The sequence below is a fragment of the Kluyvera huaxiensis genome (genome assembly GCF_040149365.1).
Classification (GTDB): domain Bacteria; phylum Pseudomonadota; class Gammaproteobacteria; order Enterobacterales; family Enterobacteriaceae; genus Kluyvera; species Kluyvera intermedia_A.
Genome location: NZ_JBEFLV010000010.1, coordinates 18,746 through 37,731, shown reverse-complemented (window position 1 = coordinate 37,731; position 18,986 = coordinate 18,746). Strand labels below are relative to the sequence as shown.

Annotated in this window: 13 protein-coding genes, 1 tRNA gene and 1 pseudogene; 11 read left to right on the top strand and 4 right to left on the bottom strand. The window is 48.5% G+C overall.

Annotated elements, in window-relative coordinates; all coding sequences use genetic code 11:
• Window positions 1-15: 15 nt before the first annotated feature.
• On the top strand, window positions 16-1,659 hold the full coding sequence (locus ABOC97_RS12105; RefSeq protein ID WP_349597798.1) for a dihydroxyacetone kinase subunit DhaK: 1,644 nt from the start codon (window positions 16-18) through the stop codon (window positions 1,657-1,659).
• Window positions 1,660-1,694: 35 nt separating this feature from the next.
• Here ABOC97_RS12105 and ahr read toward each other — a convergent pair whose 3' ends face one another.
• Window positions 1,695-2,714: an NADPH-dependent aldehyde reductase Ahr gene (ahr, locus tag ABOC97_RS12100; RefSeq protein WP_349597795.1), complete on the bottom strand. Its 1,020-nt coding sequence runs from the start codon at window positions 2,712-2,714 to the stop codon at window positions 1,695-1,697.
• Window positions 2,715-2,920: 206 nt separating this feature from the next.
• On the opposite strand from ahr, the gene ABOC97_RS12095 reads away from it, so the two are divergent.
• Window positions 2,921-3,005: transfer RNA gene (locus ABOC97_RS12095), tRNA-Leu, on the top strand.
• 90 nt (window positions 3,006-3,095) lie between these two features.
• The gene (locus ABOC97_RS12090; protein WP_000083145.1) at window positions 3,096-5,006 is read left to right on the top strand and encodes a site-specific integrase; all 1,911 of its coding nucleotides are present in this window, start codon (window positions 3,096-3,098) and stop codon (window positions 5,004-5,006) included.
• Between the two features lie 132 nt (window positions 5,007-5,138).
• On the opposite strand, the gene ABOC97_RS12085 is transcribed toward ABOC97_RS12090, so the two are convergent.
• Window positions 5,139-5,471 carry an NIPSNAP family protein gene (locus ABOC97_RS12085; RefSeq protein ID WP_024223757.1) on the bottom strand — a complete coding sequence of 111 codons (333 nt, stop codon included), beginning with the start codon at window positions 5,469-5,471 and terminating at the stop codon, window positions 5,139-5,141.
• A 1,003-nt stretch (window positions 5,472-6,474) separates the two neighbouring features.
• Window positions 6,475-6,942: pseudogene (locus tag ABOC97_RS12080) on the bottom strand (DUF1643 domain-containing protein).
• 190 nt (window positions 6,943-7,132) lie between these two features.
• On the opposite strand from ABOC97_RS12080, the gene ABOC97_RS12075 reads away from it, so the two are divergent.
• Both ABOC97_RS12075 and ABOC97_RS12070 read left to right on the top strand, forming a co-directional pair.
• Complete coding sequence (locus ABOC97_RS12075; RefSeq protein ID WP_001395248.1) at window positions 7,133-7,693, top strand: recombinase family protein; 561 nt, start codon at window positions 7,133-7,135, stop codon at window positions 7,691-7,693.
• Window positions 7,694-7,706: 13 nt separating this feature from the next.
• On the top strand, window positions 7,707-8,555 hold the full coding sequence (locus ABOC97_RS12070) for a hypothetical protein (protein WP_000331919.1): 849 nt from the start codon (window positions 7,707-7,709) through the stop codon (window positions 8,553-8,555).
• 50 nt (window positions 8,556-8,605) lie between these two features.
• On the opposite strand, the gene ABOC97_RS12065 is transcribed toward ABOC97_RS12070, so the two are convergent.
• The gene (locus ABOC97_RS12065) at window positions 8,606-9,103 is read right to left on the bottom strand and encodes a hypothetical protein (protein ID WP_349597790.1); all 498 of its coding nucleotides are present in this window, start codon (window positions 9,101-9,103) and stop codon (window positions 8,606-8,608) included.
• A 240-nt stretch (window positions 9,104-9,343) separates the two neighbouring features.
• Here ABOC97_RS12065 and ABOC97_RS12060 point away from each other — a divergent pair, with 240 nt between their 5' ends.
• From ABOC97_RS12060 to dpdE, 6 genes are all read left to right on the top strand, one after another.
• A complete protein-coding gene (locus tag ABOC97_RS12060; RefSeq protein ID WP_000749342.1) occupies window positions 9,344-9,808 on the top strand; it encodes a helix-turn-helix domain-containing protein in 465 nt (154 codons plus the stop codon).
• Between the two features lie 714 nt (window positions 9,809-10,522).
• Window positions 10,523-11,770, top strand: a complete 1,248-nt coding sequence (locus ABOC97_RS12055; protein ID WP_248180117.1) for a tyrosine-type recombinase/integrase — start codon at window positions 10,523-10,525, stop codon at window positions 11,768-11,770.
• 540 nt (window positions 11,771-12,310) lie between these two features.
• Window positions 12,311-13,162 carry a hypothetical protein gene (locus ABOC97_RS12050; protein WP_349598102.1) on the top strand — a complete coding sequence of 284 codons (852 nt, stop codon included), beginning with the start codon at window positions 12,311-12,313 and terminating at the stop codon, window positions 13,160-13,162.
• 73 nt (window positions 13,163-13,235) lie between these two features.
• On the top strand, window positions 13,236-14,486 hold the full coding sequence (dpdA, locus tag ABOC97_RS12045) for a tRNA-guanine transglycosylase DpdA (protein WP_032175786.1): 1,251 nt from the start codon (window positions 13,236-13,238) through the stop codon (window positions 14,484-14,486).
• Complete coding sequence (dbpB, locus tag ABOC97_RS12040) at window positions 14,483-15,610, top strand: DGQHR domain-containing protein DpdB (protein ID WP_032175787.1); 1,128 nt, start codon at window positions 14,483-14,485, stop codon at window positions 15,608-15,610. Before dpdA ends, dbpB begins: the two co-directional genes overlap by 4 nt.
• Before the next feature lie 313 nt (window positions 15,611-15,923).
• Window positions 15,924-18,986: a protein DpdE gene (gene dpdE, locus ABOC97_RS12035; protein ID WP_077762940.1), complete on the top strand. Its 3,063-nt coding sequence runs from the start codon at window positions 15,924-15,926 to the stop codon at window positions 18,984-18,986.

The window sequence follows — 18,986 nt, the reverse complement described above, 5'->3', positions numbered from 1 at the left end:
TTTTTTTGGAAGGTTATGTCCAGATTCTTTTTAAACGATCGAAAACAGCTGGTCGATGATGCGATTGAAGGTTTAGTGTTGTCCGCACCTCACGGTAATTTGCTGCGACTGGAGGTCGATCCGGCTATCCGCATCGTGGCGCGTAGTGACTGGGATAAAAGCCGAGTGGCGATTATCTCCGGCGGTGGCTCCGGCCATGAACCGGCGCATGCGGGCTTTGTTGGTAAAGGCATGCTCACTGCCGCCGTCTGCGGCGATGTTTTCGCGTCGCCCAGCGTGGATGCGGTGCTCAATGCGATTGTCGCCGTCACCGGCGATCGCGGCTGCCTGCTGGTTGTTAAAAACTACACCGGCGACCGCCTGAACTTCGGCCTCGCTGCCGAGAAGGCCAAGCGTTATGGTTTAAAAGTTGAAATGGTGATTGTCGCTGACGACATCGCGTTGCCGGAAAACAAGCAGCCTCGCGGCATCGCCGGTACGGCATTCGTACATAAGATTGCCGGATACGCGGCAGAGCAGGGTAAATCGCTCAGTGAAGTACACGCGATAGCGCAGCGCGCCTGCGACAGCGTATTCAGCCTGGGGCTAGCGATGGAGACCTGCAATCTGCCAGGCCATGAAGCTGAAGGGCGTATTAAACCAGGCCAGGTTGAGCTTGGGCTGGGGATCCACGGCGAACCCGGGGCATCGACGGTCAACAGCCATAACAGCAAGGCGCTGGTAGACACGCTGGCGCAGACGCTTAAAGCCTCGGTGGGCGATTCGCGCGTGGCGGTACTGATTAACAACCTGGGCGGCGTATCCGAGCTTGAGATGGCGCTGCTGACCAAAGAGCTAGCGCACTCGGCATTGCGTGAACAGATTGCTTATCTGATTGGCCCCGCCACGCTGGTCAGTTCGCTGGATATGAAGGGCTTTTCACTCTCTTTACTTATGCTGAACGACGCCAGCGAACAGGCGCTGTTGGCTGAAGTAGAAACCGTTGGTTGGGTGAAAGCAACCGCCTTTGGGCCGCTTAAAACGCTGCAACATGCCAAAGTACACGACGCGCTGGACGTTCAGCCATCGGAGAACGCGCAGGTGCATGACGTGGTAGAGCGCGCCACCCAGACGCTGCTCGGCCTTGAAGAGCGTTTGAACGCGCTGGATGCGAAAGTGGGCGACGGTGATACCGGCTCGACCTTCGCGCTGGGGGCGCAGGATATCGCCACTCAGCTTGCGCGCCATGCGCTGCCGCTGAACGATCAGGCGCAGCTGTTGCAGTTTGTTGGCGAGCGCCTGGCGACCGTGATGGGCGGCTCCAGCGGCGTGCTGATGTCACTGTTCTTTACCGCTGTGGGACAGGCGCTATCGCAGGGTGAATCGCTGCCGAATGCGCTGTTGGCTGGTTTAAAACAGATGAAGTTTTACGGTGGGGCGCAGGTGGGTGACAGAACGTTAATTGACGCACTGCAGCCCGCACTGGAAGCGCTGCGTGATAGCGGACTGGACGAGGCGATTCTCGCCGCCCAGCGCGGTGCGGAGAGTACGGCGACCATGCAGCAGGCGAAAGCTGGACGCGCCTCTTACGTTAGCAGCGATAACCTGAACGGCGTGCCGGACCCGGGAGCCGTAGCGGTGGCAGAGGTGTTTGCGGCGTTAGGCAAAGATGAACGTTAGGAGAGAACCGGCGGCAGCGCGCCGCCGGTAAAACATCAGAAGTCGGCTTTCAGGACTACGCGGTAGCGGGCTTTGCCGTCACGCACGTGCTGGATGGCATCGTTAATTTTTGACATCGGGAACAGCTCGGTAATTGGCGTGACCTTGCTGCGGCCAGCAAACTTCATCAGTTTGCGCAGTTCAAACGGGTTCCCAGTCGCAGAGCCGGAGATGCTGCGGTCGCCGCCAATCAGCGTAAACGCCGGTACCGGCAGCGGTGTCAGCACGGCACCCACGGTGTGGAAGTTACCGCCCGAAGCCAGAGCTTCGAAGTACGGCTGCCAGTTCAGGTCAACGTTGACGGTGTTGATGATCAGATCAAACTGACCGGCGAGCTCTTTCAGCGCTTCCGGTGAGCGGCTATTTACCACGTGATCTGCGCCCATCGCCCGCACTTCCTGCTCTTTCGACGGATTTGAACTGAACGCCGTCACTTCTGCACCCATCGCGCGCAGCAGCTTGATGGCAATATGTCCAAGCCCACCAATCCCAATCACCCCTACGCGGCTGGTGGCGGTGACGTGATGCATCAGCAGCGGTTTAAACACCGTAATCCCACCGCACAGCATTGGGCCTGCGGTTTCGATATCAATGTTGTCTGGCAGTGGGATCACCCATTGCCAGTCGGCGCGAAGCTTATCAGCAAAGCCGCCGTGGTTGAGGATGGTTGGTACTGAACCTTCGGTACAGTTAATTTGGTTGCCATCGATACAAGCATCGCAGTGACCGCAGCTTCGCGCCGTCCAGCCAATGCCTACGCGTTGGCCAATCTTCAGCCCTTTACTCTGCGCAGCACTACCCAGTGCTACCACGTGGCCAATCACCTCGTGGCCGGCAACCAGCGGATATTGCGAGAAGCCCCATTCGTTATCGATCATCGACAGATCCGAGTGGCAGATCCCGCAGTAATCCACCTTCACCTCAACGTCTTCCGGCAGCAGTTCGCCCGCGTCGTATTCCCAAACTTCCAGTTCCGCTCCAGCATTTTTAGCGGCGTAGCTTTTTATTATGGACATCGTGTATCTCTTTCGTGTGGTGTTGAACTGAGAGTGTAGAGCATGCGAGGGGCTAGCGCTTGGCGGAAGGGGGGATTATGACGGCGAGGTGGTGATGATAGAAAGATGCTGTTTTTTTCGACACTTAGCGTGTTTGGTGCATGCTGGTGCTTGCATGGCAGCGCGCGGCAGGTATAATCCACAACGTTTTCCGCATACCTTTCCGTGCCGGAGTGGCGAAATCGGTAGACGCAGTTGATTCAAAATCAACCGTAGAAATACGTGCCGGTTCGAGTCCGGCCTTCGGCACCAAGTCTTATCTAAGTCGTTGTTTTAAAACAATTTAATCCATAATTTTGCTTGAAATCGCGTAGCCCCTCTTACAAAAGGGTATACGAGGCGATGTCTCAGCGATATAAACTCTATCGTCGAACCAGCGGCATTTATGTTGTCCGCATTAGCGTTCCCCAACGTTTTCGTCGATACGCAGGACAGTGTGAGATTCACACTTCAACAGGCACTCACGATCTTCATGAAGCAAAGCAGAAGTCCGCGCTCCTGTTGGCGGTCTGGTATCAGACCTTACAAGAGTATGAACAATTGGATTATCGAACTTTAAGTGACTGCGCCCCGCTGCTTGCTGGTGAGGGTATGATCTCGCTTTCTAACTTTGCTCAGTCAGTTGAGTTGCCTGTTGCGCAATTAATACAGGCGGTGATGAACCGTAATCTGCCCGTATTCTGGCTGGCGACGGGGCAGGCTGGCTTTTATGTTGCAGCGCTCTCTGAGGCTGAGCTAGACCCGCTTGATGGCAGTTACGTTCTTAATTATGGCGAAGAGAAGGGTATCGAGGGGGTTGCTAAAGGCTATCTGCAACTCACTGCGCAACCAGCACATTTACGTAACATTATTAGCGACGGTTATTCAGAAGCTTCGGTGTTCAAAACTGCCGGAAGCGATGCTAAAGGCGGTTGGTTTTTCACCTCCGGTTGGCCGGTAATTAAACCCGATACGCTTTTGATCAATAAAGTCCATGCAGAAAGCCTAAGGCTTGATTGGCTGGCTAAGACCACGCCTCCAGTCGCTAGCGTTCATCCTACCGTGCCTCTTGCCGCTCCTGCCCCTACTATCGATAACGAGTATGTTAATCGAAAGTATTACACTAAGAACCTGTCGTGGTTATGCTCTGAATATCTAAAGCATCGGCGCAAGGGCAAGGTATCGGAGTCGGCTATAAGTGATATCCGTAACTATTTCAGCTTTATGATCGAAGCGATGGGTGACATTCAGTTGGAAGATTTTGATCGCGATTTCCTCCGGGCTTATGAGAGCAAACTGCGCACGATCCCAGCAAACCGTAATTTAGTCAAAGCTAAATATGGAGTGAAAACGCTGGATCAGTTAATCGCCAAAGCGGCAGAATGCGGCGATAAATTGATGACTGAGGAATCCGTTAGGAAGTATATCAACGGCATTTATGGTGCAATGAAGTGGGCTGTTGCTGACGGTAAGCTACTGAAATCGCCATGCGAAAACTTTTTTCCAGCCGATGATAAAGATGAGCGAGATCAGGATCATACTGACATATTTGAACCGCATGAAATTAAAGCGATTTTTTCGTTACCGTGGTTTGAGGCTGGAACTGTTGAACGCAATGCGCAAGGGCGATTCCATCAATATTGCCCGTTTAACTATTGGGCACCTTTGCTGGGCTTGATGACGGGGGCGCGAGTTAATGAAATCGCTCAGTTACTGCTGAGTGATGTTCTGGCAGACGACGGCGTCTATTATTTGAACCTTGAAAGCGATAATGAAAGCGGAAAGAAACTCAAAAACGCTAATGCTCGCCGCAAGATTCCGCTCCATTCAAAGCTGATTAGTCTCGGTTTCATCGACTACGTGAACGCCTTAAAAGATGCAGGGTATACCCGTCTCTTCCCGGAGCTTAAACCACATAAAACAAAAGGCTATGGTAGGCCAGTTTCCGCATGGTTCAATGAATCGTTGCTTGCGGGGCGGTTGAAACTCGAGAGGAACAGAAGCAAATCTTTCCATTCTTTTCGCCACTCAGTTTCGACTTTGCTCAAGGAGAAGGGCGTTAGCTCAGAATTACGAGCGCAGCTACTTGGGCATGTGCGCGGCGAAACTGAAACGGAAGTGCGATATAGCAAAGACCTCAAACCAATTCATATGATTGAAGTCGTGGAGAAAATTGATTTTTCGTTACCTGATATAGCGGAATTCAACATTCCTGACGGGCTGGATGCTGTCAGAGATGCGTTGCGAAGAAAGCGTGGCAAACAAACAGGTTGAATCAGTTACTATTCAGTTGAGTGATGCTTGAATGCGCTGGGACGCTTCCTGGCGCGTTTTTTATTAAGGGTGGTGGATTTCATAGTGCTGAATTTGGAGACGCTCAAAACGCGTTTGGTGAAACTTGATGACCTACGATTGCACCCGCAGCCCTTCTACGCTTTCTGATGGTAGATTCATCACTGTTTTAATGCTGGCCTCTATGTTGCCAATGATGTCTTCGCGCGGGCCGCTGCGCCAGTCATCGCTTGCGTAAAAAGCATTGAGAACCGCAGCCATGCTTTCAGCGCTGTCAAAGGCGCGAATCAGGTAATAGCAGTCCGGGTCATGCAGAGAGTTACCAAACGAAACAACATCGATCCCGTGGCGTTGGTGTAGGGGCACGCTGATGTCCTGCATAATGGTGTGAAAAGCAGTTCCGATGCCTTTGTGCAAGGTGTATTGCAGTATCTCGACGGTTCTCAAAGCATTATCTCCGCGTCGCCTCTGGACGGCTCCCTTGTTGATAGCAATAAAGTAAACCGGACTGGGCCATGAAGCTACTGCTAATCAGACAGTCATCCGTAAGCAGAAGCTGCGATATACGGTTCAAACGCGCTGTAAGGCTCTCTGGCGAGTGTTTTAAAGAAGGTAGTCGAAATCATGGTGCAGAATTCGCGGCGCTCTCATAGAGTGGCTGGCGAAGCCAGATGGAACAAACGTAGCGGAGTTCAAGCAATCAATGAGAAATCTGGGCGAGCTTTAGCTTTACCGCGTCGCTTAACTTTGGAGGCTGATTGCCTCTATAAGGACTGTCTCACCGCCACGGAAATTTTCGGATGCAATGCTTAAGAGGGGCGCTTCCAAACCTAGGGCATCCACTTTTTCGCTCCCAACTTATCTGGCTGCATTTACACCGCGAACACGTTGAACGTTAGCAGCTTCTGGTTCTATTTGGTTGTTACGCAGGAGAGGTAAAAACGGCAGGTTTACTTTTGACGGCAACGCCATAAGACACCAAACAGCAGAGAAGTGTAATTGTTAAAAATGTTAAAACATAACTTGTTCTTTAAGATGTAAACCCTTCCTCGGGGGGGAAGCCGGACATATCAACCCTAAGGCCATCTGAGAAGATAGCCTGTAGGTTGCTCGGTTCCCCTTGCCAGATGAAGATCAAGTCTTCCTCGTGGTGTGACGACCTTTCTTGAAAGATGCATTATGCGCAAAAGAAGCTACTCAAGAATCCGCCGATAGCTACTTTCACCCTCTGCTTGGCTGCATCAAACGCTTGCGCGCCCTACCTACCACAATCAACGTTACGCAGAGTTCCCATCCTGACGTCTTCCGCTAAACAGCGGTGATCTCCACCTACCCGGACCGGTTTACCGCATGAGGTAGGTGTCAGGAGAGAAGCTAGCACACCATCATTTTAAAGAAAAGTCATATATATCATATGGCTGCGTTCATATTCTGAACGCAGTTATCGATGTTAACCTAAAGGTATGAGAACACTGTCGTTTTTCATATACAAAGGGTGCTTCGGCTCACCTGTAGCGTTTAAGACGAAGCACATTGTGCTCTCTGGCAATAGCTGTCGGACGGTCGTTGAGCGTTTGAGGTGTCTTCCTTCATTTCCCCATGCGGCGACAACCAGTCCGGCACCGCTAACAAGACGTATCAAGTGGCTATCGTTATCTTTGCCAATGGGATCAGACGCTTTCATCATTTCATGTCGCTGGGTGTGAACGAATGCGAACAGGTTGGCCATGTATACGCCACCTTAGCCCCAGCTTTTGGCAAACGATATGCAGCGGCTCAAGGTGCGATCATCCTTCTCAGCATCGGCGTATGAAGGGTTTAGCCCTATGAAAAGGGCATATGGTTTTGATTCGTCCCAGACTCGTGATAACGAGTAGCGATATTGACCGCACGGTGAAAAAATCGCGTCTTTAATCATTTCGGTTGTCCTTATGAAGTGATGGTTTCAGCCTAACATGTCTTTATCCGTTTTAAGCGCCAACAAACGACCGTTTTCCGACACCCCTTCGCAGGTATCTTCTGGGATGTTGAAAAATTAGCCTTGGCAATTGTTGGCAGGCGTCCTATTGTTGACACCGTTTTCTGACAGGTATTGAGAGGTGTTGAGAATGGCGATTTTCGGCTACGGGCGTGTCTCTACCGCTCAGCAAGATACGGAGAACCAGAGGTTGGAGCTTGAGCAAGCTGGTTGGACGTTTGACTTTTGGTTTACTGATGTCGTTAGCGGGAAAACCCCTGCTATGCAGCGCAAAGCATTCTCAGAGTTGCTGGGCAAAATTAGGGACGATGAAACGCTGGTTGTAGCCAAACTTGACCGTTTGGGGCGTGATGCTATTGATGTGCTTCAAACGGTCCGGGTGCTATCTGATCGCGGCATCAGGGTGATAGTCCACCAGCTTGGGAACACTGATCTCACCTCCGCTGCCGGGAAGCTGTTATTGTCAATGCTGGCGGCTGTAGCTGAGATGGAGCGAGATTTGCTGATTGAGCGCACTCAGGCGGGGTTAACGCGGGCTAAAGCTGAAGGCAGGAAGTTGGGAAGACCCTCTAAAATTGCACCAGAAGCTCGTGGAGCGATTGTAGCGAAAAAGAATAGCGGAACCAGTGTCAGCGCGTTAGCGCGCGAATATGGCGTTTCCAGAGCGACTATAGCGGCTATTGTCGATTGAATATGGAGAGTTTATGGCTTACACAGCAACGGTTATCCCTGTAATGATCGCATCCCCTGGTGATGTTACTGAAGAAAGAAGAATTATCCGGGAAGTAATCCACGAATGGAATGATATTAATTCTGCCCTCTCGAAAGTTATGCTAATTCCTGTTGGGTGGGAAACCCACACATCACCGGAGCTTGGCATGAGACCTCAGGAGTTAATTAATCAGAGACTGCTAGTTGATTGCGATCTATTGATTGGTGCTTTCTGGACACGACTTGGCTCTCCGACAGGTGATGAAGCAAGTGGGACTGTTGAAGAAATTCACAAGCATTTAGACGCGGGCAAACCTGCAATGATATATTTTTCATCTAAACCCGTAGTGCTTGATACCGTGGATATGGGGCAATATGATGCCCTAAAAGCATTCAAACAAGAATGCATGCAACAAGGCTTGATTGAGACCTTTAATGAGTCAACTGATTTTAAACATAAATTATATAAACAATTAACGCTGACACTCACAAATAATTCATATCTGAAAAATATCATAAACTCTTATCGTTCAGAAGGAACTGATAATTTAAAACAAGAATCTCCTAAGATGCTTCTATCTGAAGATGCAATTTTCGTCTTGAAGATGGCATGCGAGGACGAAAGCGGTGGGATATTAATATTAGAGCATCTGGATGGAACAGATATTCATGTTGGCGGCCAAAGTCTCGGTGGAGGAAATGCTAGAGAGGTTGCTAAATGGAAATCTGCTTTAGATGAATTGAAATCCAATGAATTAATATCTTCTCGGGATTATAAAGGCGTTCAATTCGAAGTTACTCATAAAGGATGGACTCTTTTTGAATCATTGAAGAACAAGTAATTCTGCTTTACCTATTTGAAGGCGGGGAAACTTACTTTCCCCGCTTCATTTCACTCAAACGAAGCCGCGATGACTTCCCCGGTGCTGGCGTTAAAAATACAGAAATATTGAAGTGGTGTTAGCATCTCCAGGCTATTAATTGCCTTAGCCTGTTGTCCGAACATTTGAATAGTTCGTTTGTTCTCGTCATGCCAGAGATAGGTGTTGAATACCGGCTGCGCTTCACTTTCCTGCCACACATGGCGAAACGTCGCTTTCTTGTCCATTACCTGCTTGCACTCCCTGACCGGGTTGTGGTGCGTTTTCGCATAGCATTCCGGGTTGTCATCTGCACATACGATATCTTTTCGTGCTGTCTGATGCTCAGCACCTACAGCAGAAAAGGCGCATACACCCAGCACCAATGAGAGACTGCCCAGAGCCCCCCATACAGTTGCGCGTAGCATGCTGATGTGCTGCTTTGATACAGCATGGGCAACTACACTATAACTGGCCCAGCTAATCGCGGCTCCCGCTGCAATCGGTAATAAAAAGTCTACTCCTGTCATGATTCCCTCACTTTCCAAACCACATCGCGCCTGATAGCAAACGCTGGTGACGCCCAACCGATGATGATCATCATACTTGTTGGGTTTTAAATGTCACTATTAGTGTTTTTATTGAAAAAATAAGGATTGTCATGATACATGCGATGAATGCGAGTGACTAAGCTCGTTGACGTGAGATTGGATTCAAAATGTCTCATATGGAGCGTGGCCTTACAGTGGTCAAAATTGCACATTCAGTGCATGAAAAAATCCCTGAGAATACAGTTTGGCGAGCGGGTAAAAGAACTGCGCATTGCCACCGGATTGAGCCAGGAGGCCTTTGCCGATCGGTGCGGGTTTGCACGTAGTTATATGAGCAGAATTGAACGTGGTGGCTCTAATGCGTCTCTGGATGCGATTGAGGTGCTGGCTAACGCTCTGAGCGTTGAGCCGTGGCAGTTGTTAGCGCCTGGCCCATCTGAAGATAACGACTCGGAACTGTTGGTTCCATACGCAGCCGATGGTTCCTGTTTTCACCCCGGTTTGGCGAGCACCCGTGATGGTTCGTTTGGCGTAGGTGATAAAGCGGCTCAGAAGCGTTTTGGCACGTTTGCTGAAGCTCTTGAGTATCTTCGTAGCATGGAGACAGCAAAATGGCGTAGGCCTAATCCTAGCGGCAACTGGGGTATCGTATCAGCGGTTCGGTGGGACAAACTGAGAAAGTAGCTCAAGTGTAAGTTTATGAATTTTCATGCTGTATGGATGAACAGTATTCATTAGATGCTGATAGTCTTATGTTTCATCAGCCCTTTGTTTCTATAAGAGTGAATAAAACAGCAAAATGCGGGTGCGTTACGTAGGCGTTACGGTGGCGTTTCGCTTTGGCTCTGAATGGCTTAATTCATATAAATAACATTGAGTTAAATAGTTATTCTGAACAAGGTCTGCCGGGGTCTAACTGGTTTCAAAATCCGAACGCAGTGGCGTTTATTCAACGTCCACATAGCTGACAAATGTTCTTTCCTCCCGACTCGGCAGACCTCCAGAAACATTAAAAGGCAGGTATGGCACGTTGATGTTTTATGCCGCCACGAACACTCGGTTTGATTCCGTCCAGCGGATCAAACTTAATATGTAGCCCCTAGAACAAAAAGGTCCTACGATTGCTCTCTTAACAGCTAACAGGAACGTGATTACAGCAGGTTATAGAGACTTAGGTTCGAGTCCGGCCTTCGGCACCATCGGAACATCAATAGACGTCAACGGACGTCTTTTTTTGTGCCTGAAATCAGCGCCACACAAGGCTTTCCGCGATTTTCCTTTCAACAGAAGTCAATCTGAGTCAACCCACATCAAGTCGCTTGTGAGTATAGAACCGAGTATATATGCTGGTTCGATAATGGTTGTATACTCACAGCGGCACATGGAAGGAGAACTTTTATGGCTCTGACAGATATCAAAGTGCGTTCTGCAAAACCGCAGGAAAAGGAGTACACCCTTGTCGATGGGGATGGCATGTTTTTGCTGGTTCATCCTAACGGCTCAAAATACTGGCGGTTCCGCTTTCGCTTTGGTGGTAAGCAGCACTTGATCGCATTTGGTGTTTATCCTGAAACATCATTAGCCGATGCGAGGCAGAAGAGGGAAGAGGCAAGGAGGCTTGTTGCTGCTGGAATCGATCCTCGCGAGCATAAACGTGCTGTGAAAGAAGAACAGGCGAAAGAGGCTATTACCTTTGAGTCTGTTGCCCGAGAGTGGCATGCAACTAACAAGAAATGGTCTGAGGAACACAGCCGACGGGTGCTGAAGAGCCTAGAAGATAATCTGTTTCCAACTATTGGCAAGCGTAGCATTGAAGAGCTGAAGACTCGCGATCTGCTTGCACCTATTAAAGTTGTCGAAGCAACAGGCCGCTTTGAAGTTGCTTCTCGCCTTCAGCAGCGAACCACAGCCATCATGCGGTACGCCGTGCAAAGTGGGTTGATTGATTACAATCCGGCCCAGGAAATGGCTGGGGCTGTAGCTTCAAGTAATCGTGTCCATCGTCCAGCGCTTGAGCTGAAACGCTTATCAGAACTACTCCGCAGAATTGATGGTTACACAGGTCGCCCTATGACTCGTTTGGCCGTCGAACTTACGTTATTGATCTTTATTCGTTCCAGCGAATTGCGCTTTGCTCGGTGGTCTGAGATCGATTTTGAAACATCAATGTGGACGATTCCAGCTGAGCGAGAAACTATTGAAGGGGTAAAATACTCCCAGCGTGGCTCAAAAATGCGTACGCCTCATCTGGTGCCGCTATCTCAACAAGCGTTAGCAATCCTTAAACACGTTCACAAACTTAGTGGCGATCGCGATTTTGTTTTCATTGGCGATCACGACCATCGCAAACCTATGAGTGAAAACACGGTGAACAAGGCCCTGCGCGTTATGGGTTATGACACGAAGGTAGAGGTTTGCGGACATGGTTTCAGGACAATGGCTTGTAGTTCATTGATCGAATCTGGATTGTGGTCAAGGGACGCAGTGGAACGGCAAATGAGCCATATGGAACGTAACTCAGTACGTGCTGCTTACATTCATAAGGCTGAGCATCTTGATGAGCGGCGACTGATGCTGCAGTGGTGGGCTGATTTTTTGGATGCGAATCGGGCAAGGGAAGTTAGCCCTTATGATTTTGGTAAATAGTATAATTCCTGGCGCTTGCTATGCGTGAATTTGAAAAGCCGGCTTGAACTATAATCAATACTTTTTTATAACTGTATTATTCAGGCGACTCTGAGGTGCACTATGAAAACTTTCGATGCCCAACTTGCGATGAGCATTGTATCGCACTCAACTGGAGGTTTTAGTTATGACACTCTTGCTAGAGCGTTGATTTCTAAAGATAAAAATGAAAGCCCTGACGTCCTTCTTGAGTCATGTCGAAGCTTTTGTTTATCGCTTGAGGAAAAAGGCATTTTGAGACGATGCCACAGATGTTCTCATTCTCAAGATGAGTATTTCGAGTATATTCCCCACTAACATCTGTCCCTGAAAAAATTTTCAGGGACAGATAACTCCGTTCTTGTCATCCCCCTTTTTCTACTGTAGCTTGTGTAACACGATTCGGGGGGGGCGATTGTGAGCAACATCAACTTAATAACTACATGTACAAATGGAAAACACTTCGGTTGCGGAGATATATTGAGCCTGAGTCAATTTTCATCAGGCCGAATTTCTTCAAGTGTGCTCGTAAATTCTTGGTGTAATGCTCTGAATGAAGCTATATCTACATCTGCAACAGTATGTGTAGAGGATCTTTATAAAGGTGGGCACTGGGCGACGGCTAAAGTGATTTTAAATGATTATCCTATTGATTTATGGGTGCTTTCTGCTGGCTTGGGCCTCCTTCACCACAAAGACAATGTAGTACCGTATAAAGCGACCTTTGCTGTTGGATATGATGAATCAATACCATTATATTCTCAAGAATATGTAGGGAAAAGTTTTCATAGAACATGGTGGAAAGAAATAACCAATAGGTCTATTTTTAAATCTAAGCATCCTACATCTATTGTAGAGTTAATGAAAAAAAGAAAAAAAGACTATTATATTATCTGTGGTTCTCCAGATTATATTAATGCAATTGAACTGGATATTATTAATGGTCTTGAGTATCTGGTTGATGCAAAAAAACAACTGCTTATTATCACTTCCAAAAAAATCAATGACAGGTTGACTGCATATCTTTTCAAAACCAACCAAAATATGGCTCAGTGGTTAAGATGCAATATGCTCATGCTTAATATCAGTGTGGCAAAATACATTGTGAAGGAATTTACGTCAAAACAACTTAATGATTTAAATGAGTTATCTCAAAAGTTAGTAGAAGAACTCAAGGAGTTACCTGAGCGTGAAGTAAAAAAAGGAATTCGCCGCAGCCCAGCGGAAGTTAAGTCTTTCATTTTAAAGCTTATGCAACAAAAACCTGGTATCAGTGCAACACATGCGTTGCGAGAGTTTCGCGACGCGGGAAATTCATTTGAGGAAAAACGTTTCCGGGCTGAGTTTAAGGCCCTGATGGAAGCTAAACCTTAATTCTACTTGCCTGGGTTTCATGGTAGAATCCCCCGTTTTTTGAGGCTTTGCAGTGGCATCACAGGAGAGTAAGTTGTCGAAGCTAAAGTATTTTTTCCCTGATAGTCAGGATTTTATCGATCCCAGTTTCGACTTCTTCCGCGAAACGCGTAACGAACATCGCGTGCGTCAACGTGACGATCATTATCCGCATGAGGTTTTTCCTCATCCTTACGATGGTATGCTGGTTTCTAAAGCTGTAGTAGATGGTCTTGGCGGTGGTGAGAGTAAATATACTCGTGCCCAGCGTTTGCGTTACTTCCGTAATGGAATGAAGCACTTTTTCCGCCTGCCGGAAAATATGGAAACTATGGGTGATTGCGGAGCCTTCACCTATGTTAACCAGGACGTCCCGCCATACCGTGTGGAAGAGGTAATTGAGTTCTACGAAACTTCCCGCTTTAACTATGGCGTTTCTCTCGATCACATCGTCTTTGGCTATGAGAAGCCAGGTGAAGTATTCAGTGGTGACGTGTTGGCTGAATGCCGCCGACGCCAGGATATCACGCTGACCTTGGCTCAAGAGTTTTTGAACAAGTCCCAAAGATCTTGTTTCACCGCCTTTGGCGTTGCACATGGATGGAGCAAAACCTCCTACCGTCAGTCTGTAGAGGCTCTGCTGGCCATGGGATATAAAAATATCACCATGGGGGGGATGGTGCCGTTGAAAACGGCGCAGATCCTTGAGACTCTCGAAGAGATTAAACCGTTGCTGAAAAGTGATACGCGTGTCCACTTGCTTGGCATTGCCCGTCCAGAGAGTTTCGCCGACTTTATCAAGTTTGGTGTGACCAGCATTGACTCAACTACACCTCTGCAGCAGGCTTTCAAAGATCGGAAAAATAACTACCATATGCTTGATGGCCCGGCCTATACCGCTGTGCGTGTCCCTCAGTTTGATGCGAATCCAAGTTTGAGTCGCAAAATAAAATCTGGCGTGATTGATCAGGATATTGCACGGCATCTGGAAAAGGATGCCATGAATGCCCTGTTCGAATACGATAAAGGGGCTTTGTCCCTTGAGAAGACTCTTGATGCAGTCCTGGCTTATGAACGCCTGCATTCGGGTGAAAAAGAGGCCGACAAAATCCGTGCGGATTATGAACGCACGCTGGGAGAACGCCCTTGGAAACAATGCCAGTGCAATATTTGCCAGGCCATCGGTATCAACGTCATCATTTTCCGCGGAGCAGAACGTAACCGTCGCCGCGGTTTCCATAATATTCAGGTGTTGTACAACCGTTTACAGCACACATTGTCATTACGCTCAGAGGAACTGTCATGAGTGAATATCGTGTTCCCGCCCTGAGAATCCGACAGGGTGAGGAGAGGCAACTCTATAGCCTTGCGATAGAAGGTAAACAGATCAGCAAAATTGCAGCGATTTCGCGTATTCGTCGCGGCGAAGAGAGTTTGGTTGGTTATCAGCGTCCAGAAGTACGTAACCATATTCGCGAAATTCAGCGCTACATTGAGAGCGCAAATCCGATGATACCAAACCCGGTGATTATCGCTTTTGATAAGCGTGTGCGTTTTGAACCGCTTACAGATAATGGCGACATGGGGCATCTGGTGATACCTTTCTCCGAAGATAAGGATTTTGAGAAGCCAGGGTTTATTGTGGATGGTCAACAACGTACCGCTGCTTTGCGGGATGCGGAAATCGACTCGTTTATGATGCCGGTCTCCGCTTTTATCGCTAATGACGCAGAAGAACAGCGTGAACAGTTTATGCTGGTTAACTCCACAAAACCGTTGCCCAAAACGTTGTTATACGAACTGGCACCGCATACCCACGGCCGTCTGCCATCCGATCTGCAAATGCGTAAGTTTCCTTCACTGCTGACTCAACGACTGAACTTCGGCGAAGGTCCACTTGCGGGGCGCATCAAAACGGCGACCAATCCTGATGGGGTTATTGCTGACAACTCGATGATCAAAATGATTGATGCCAGTCTTCGTGAGGGAGCATTGTATCGCTTCCGTGATCCGGCGACAGGGTTGGGGGATGAAGGGAAGATGGTGAAGCTGCTGAACAACTTCTGGTCAGCTGTGGAAACCGTGTTTACTGATGACTGGGATAAAAAGCCTCGCTATTCCCGCTTGTTACATGGCGTTGGTATTCTTGCGCTTGGAAGCTTGATGGATGAAATCGATCATGTACATCAGGACTATAAAGGTGAACCTGGTTGGACTGAGATCCCTTCCTATACTCGTTTTGTCGAAGAGTTAAACCGAATTAAGCCGCTTTGCGCATGGAGTAGCGGGGTATGGAACTTTGGAACAGACATTGATGGCCAGCCCGTTATTCGTAAATGGAATGAACTGCAAAATCTTTCAAAAGATATATCTTTGGTCACTGATTACTTAGTAACCAGCTATATGAAAACCGTAAATGCAGATATTTAATCCATAAGTTAAATAAAAAGCCTTCTATTGTTAATAGGGGGCTTTTTAATTGTTAATGCAATAATCTCATGTTGGGATTATTTCTGCATAGTATTCATTTTTCATCTCAAAACATGAGCTGCAATCCATAAGTATGATTGATTTCATTGTCTTTTTTGTTATGTGAACTATATCACACCTTCTCAGTCCTCTTGCTGGCGGCAATCGTCTGTTTGAATTGATCAAACTTATCTTTCACGTGTATTATTTTTTCATTACGGAATGCTATTTTTCCGATCGTAACAACGATTCCCTTCATGGCTGAAAAAATACAATGACTACACAACCTGGTACATTATCAGAAGGTGACTTGGTTACTTCTCCGTTATTTAGTGGGATTGCTAAAATTCTGCGTTTATACTCAGCTGAAAAGGCTGAAATCGCATGGTTTGTTTCACCTCTGGAATCAGAGGTTAATCGCCAGATGGCAGAGATTTGTACGCTGGCGCCAGCAAAACTTTATGACGAAAGTACCGTCTACTTTCGATCGGCGGAAAGTGGGTTATGGTGCCGCGGACGCTATGGCGGACCAAGGCCTGGTAATAAGCATCTGATAATTATCCGTTCTGGCCAGAATGTCGTTGTGGATCTGGCAGACATATTTTATCCCAACTATGGGCAGGGCTTAGCAATGAACCCAGCCCATTTTCTTGCTGCCCGTTCAAACGATGCTCCGTTTTTTTACCCTCTGCGCGAGCGATTTGTCAGCGCGTGGATTAAGCAGCGTGCAGCATGCCGATCTATGTCTTCGTTGATCAGCAGTCGCGTTGAGGTCGAGCCTCATCAGATTGCTGTTGTTCGTCGAATTCTCCAGGACCAAAACCCCAAATACCTGTTGGCAGACGAAGTAGGACTGGGCAAAACCATCGAAGCGGGGCTGGTCATCCGCGAGCATATTCTGGAATGTAATCGCGACGCCAGGGTTTTGGTAGTCGTGCCGCAAGCGTTAAAAGGCCAGTGGAGTGAGGAGTTGATCGGACGCTTTGCATTAGGTGAAGTGATGATGGGAGGAGGGCGGACGCGGCAAATCCGGCTTTGCAACCATGATGAGATTACCGACTCCTTGATGCAAACATGGGGGCCGACGTTGATTGTGGTGGACGAAGCCCACCAACTCGCACGTCACGCTTGGGCTGAAGACGTTGCTAAACGCGCTCAATATACCGCTTTGACAACACTTTGCCATCAAACGGGCATTGTGTTGTTACTCTCAGGGACGCCGATGCATGGCAACGAACTGAACTTTCTTGCGATGTTGCATTGCCTCAATGAAGAAGCCTGGCCACTGGACCCGGCAGGTTGTGAGCATTTTATCCAACGCGTGGCAGAGCGTGAGAGCCTTGGCGGGATCTATACCGCGCTCCAGCCTGAAAACGACAACGGGATTATCGAAAGCTGTCTTGAGGAGTTGTCCGCAAAGTTTCCTGATGATGAGGAACTTCAGGGTTTAATTGATGAGGTGCGGCCGCTTGTTGATTTTATCGCCGATGAAGAAGGCGAAGAGCGTAGCGAGAAAATTTTGGCGCTTCGCAATTGGTTAGGTGAGCATTACCGTCTGTTTCATCGACTGTTACGTAACCGCCGCGAAGATCCTTCTCTTGCCTGGCTTTTCCCTGGGTTAGCGGGGCTGAATATCGCGCACTGGGCCGTCAAGCCTGAAGATGTCACCTTAGACGAACTTCTTGAAGACTGGCGTTCTAGTGCCAAAAATTCTCCTGAGAAGCATCGCCATATCACCACGGAGAATCTGAGCGATTGGGTGGATGCGCTGTTCACCAGTCCCCTGACATTTTCACGTCGGGCACGCTTAGCGCTGGAACAGGGACCCGCCAGCATAGATGAACAAAATTACCTTGAACAAGCGCTGGCAATTGCGAAGCAAGAGCAACGCCAAAAAGACGAGCAATTGATGATCGCCCTTAACGCATGGTTTGCGAATCACAAAGAAGGGAAAGCGGTCATATTCTGTAGTGAAGAAGCGGAATCCGCTCATCTTTTCACAAAGCTGGATCTACAGTCCACTTGGAAAATCGTCCGCCACGCGCCGGATAAGTACGCGCTTAACAACCACTGGCAGGTGCTGATATGCGACAGGCGTGGGGAAGATGGCCTTAATCTTCATGGGAAAAATCGTCTGGCCGTTCATTACAGCCTGAGTCGCGATTTCAACCGTTTTGAGCAACGTCTTGGGCGCTTCAACCGCTACTCAGGCAACTTAAGGGGCATCAAGCCGGTAGAAAGCCTCGTCATCCTGCCTGGAAGAGATGGCCTGTCATCGGAGTGGACCAGGCTTTTAGATCAGGGCATTAACCTGTTCAGACAAAGCGTAGCCAGCCTGCAGTTTGTGTTGGATGAGCAAATAGAGGCTATGTGGCGGCGTTATTTTGAGGGCGGTCTTGCCGTCATCAGTACTACCATCGATGCCCTGGGGGGAGAAAAAGGGTTCGTAGCCGTTGAGCGTAAAAAAGTGTTTGAGCAGGAGAACCTGCTTTCTATGGAGCAAGAGGTCATTGCTTCACAGGCATTTTCTGAGGCATTGCTGGAGTCTGAAGATGATGCGGAACAGCGTGCGCTTGACATGCTGCAATGGATCACCAAAGCGCTCCAGTTTAATCAACAAATTGAGGAAGATAAAACCGGGTTCAGGTTACGCTTTGAACGAGATGAATATAAGGGGCGCACGCTCGTTGATGTGCAAACTTTCATCGACAACTGTTTGCTTGGACTGGATTTTTCAGAGGGCTATCCTCCTTCTACAGCAATCATGACCCTCTCGCGTACCCAGGCTAGTTTGCACAAAAATACTTATCCTCTCCGCTACGGGCAACCTTTCGTGGATACCGTCTGGCAACTTATGCAGAGTGATCCTCGCGGTACGACGATGGCGATCCTACGCATGATGAAAACGATTAAACTCCCGTCGCCACAGTTTTATTTCCATTTTCAATGGTTAAGCAGCGCTAGCCTGGATGGCGATAATAAGCTGGTAGCTCAACGTCAGGGAGATGAGCGTTTTGCCCCGCGGCTGGAAACCTTCTGGCTCGATGCTAATGGTCGCGAAGTTGATGAAAAGATTATCGCTGTTTTGGAAAAACCGTACGATAAAAAAGGGACTGTGCTCTACGAAGATATGAACCTGCGAACCGATGTATGGCCACAGATGACGCGTTGGTTTGATCCCGAAGCCTGGAAAAATACGGTGCTGGAGTTAACAGAAAAAGCGAAGCAGCGTCAGCAAATTCGCTACCCTTCGAGTGACGTATTGCCTATTGGGCACCAGTTGATGGCGGTGAAGGCGATAATTTTGTGCAGCAAAGAGACTTTCCAGATGGAGTAA